Here is a 1,713-nt window from a genome sequence, read left to right as displayed (position 1 = left end):
GGCAGCCCACGACGCGGCGGCAGCCGCGACAGCCGGCGCCTTCACATCCCCATAGCGCCGCTCCCCAAGCGCTATGCCACAGCGCCTCAGATCATCAGACCAGAAAGACTCCTGGTCAGGATCCAATGCCGTGAAGCGTAGTTTGATCTTGCCGGGATCTGGTCATGCTGCGCGCGGGGCGAGCGGGTGGACCCGGATCTGAGGTGCTGCCCGTTTCTCGGACACCGACGTAGCGGGACTATACCAGCTTTATGCTGCCTCCTTCATGGAGTTCTGGGTTTCCTGGTATGCGCGCTCGACGTGTTCTGGTGTGCGGTAGCCGAGAGTGGAGTGGAGCCTCTGCCGGTTGTAGAAGACCTCGATGTACTCGGCGATCGCGGTGCGCGCGGCGCGGCGGGTCGGATAGGTATCCCGGTAGACGAGTTCGTTCTTGAGCGTTCCGAAGAACGACTCCGCGGCGGAATTGTCCCAGCAGACTCCGGTGGCGCCGACCGACGGGCGAACACCGTGGCTTTTCAGGACGCGATGGTAGGCATCCGACGTGTATTGGGCGCCGCGATCGGAGTGGAAAAGCGCGTTAGGCGCGAGGGTGACGCGGGAGGTGGCCATGGTGAACGCGTCGACGATGAGCTCGGTGCGCAGGTGGGAGGCCATCGACCAGCCGGCGACTTTCCGGGAGTAGCAGTCGATGACGGTAGCGAGATAGAGCCATCCTTCGCCGGTGCGGATATACGTGATGTCCCCGATGAGCTTCTCGCCGGGGCGGGTCGCGGTGAAGTCGCGGCGGACGTGGTCGGCGGGCGTCGGGGCCTGGCCGGGGACGGTGGTGCGGCGGTAGGCCCTGGGCTGGCAGGCTTCCAGCCCCGCACGGCGCATGATCCGCCGGGCGAGACGGACGGAGACGTGCAGGCCGGAGGCGGTCAGGGCGGCGGCGATCCGCCGGGCGCCGTAGGTCTGGCGGGAGGCGGCGAACACCGCCCGCACGTGGGTGTCGAGGGTGGTGTGCCGGCGGGTCCGGGTCGACGCGGGCCTACGGTGCCAGTCGTAGAAACCGGATGTCGACACGACGAGCCACTGGCACATCTTGGTGACCGGGTAGTTGTCCTTCTCCGCGACGATCAGTTCGTACTTGTCGGTCACTGATGGCGTTGCGCGAAGAAGGCGGTCGCTTTTGAGAGGAACTCGCGCTCCATCCGGAGTTCCCGGTTCTCCTTCTCCAGTTCGCGGAGCCGGGCCCGTTCGGACATCGACAGAGGTTCTTCTTCTTTTTGGTGTGCCCGCCGCCAGGTCGCAACCCAGCTCCCCAATGTTCCCTCGTTGATACCGAGATCCTTCGCGACCGCCGAGGTGGGGCGGCCCGAGTCGATGACGAGTTTCACCGCCTCGTCCTTGTACTCGGGTGTGTATCGCCTGCGTGACTGACTCATTGATCTCCTCCGTTCACGGATCAATTATCCCTCATAGGGATCACTGTCCGAAGAACGGGGCCCACCTCACGGGGCTTCGCCGATCCCGAGCTGAAAGGTAACAACCTCGACCGACCGGCGCACGCCGGCCGGTCGAGGTCACCACGGACATGCCGTCCGTCGATCTACGGGTCCTTGGCGAGTTGCTGTCTGAAGCCTGCCATGGGGATGCCCCGTGGGAGCAACCGGAGCGGTGCCGGTGCTGAACCATGTCTGTTGCTGGAGTGACCGGTACAGCAGGAAGTGG

General features: G+C 65.0%; 1 protein-coding gene and 1 pseudogene. One reads left to right on the top strand and one right to left on the bottom strand.

Annotated features, from left to right (window positions below):
- Positions 1-249: 249 nt before the first annotated feature.
- Positions 250-1,427, bottom strand: a protein-coding gene (locus FDN03_RS16005) for an IS3 family transposase (RefSeq protein WP_138178583.1) whose coding sequence is annotated in 2 segments (ribosomal slippage) — positions 250-1,175 and positions 1,175-1,427 — 1,179 coding nt in all. Because the reading frame shifts where the segments join, the coding sequence is not laid out codon by codon here.
- Positions 1,428-1,549: 122 nt separating this feature from the next.
- Here FDN03_RS16005 and FDN03_RS16000 point away from each other — a divergent pair.
- Positions 1,550-1,639, top strand: a pseudogene (locus FDN03_RS16000) (IS6 family transposase); the annotation flags it as partial.
- Positions 1,640-1,713 lie beyond the last annotated feature (74 nt).

This window comes from Glutamicibacter sp. V16R2B1, from assembly GCF_005774635.1.
GTDB classification, from domain to species: domain Bacteria; phylum Actinomycetota; class Actinomycetes; order Actinomycetales; family Micrococcaceae; genus Glutamicibacter; species Glutamicibacter creatinolyticus.
Note: the sequence above shows the minus strand (reverse complement) of the source record. Positions and strands in the feature narration are given on the sequence as shown.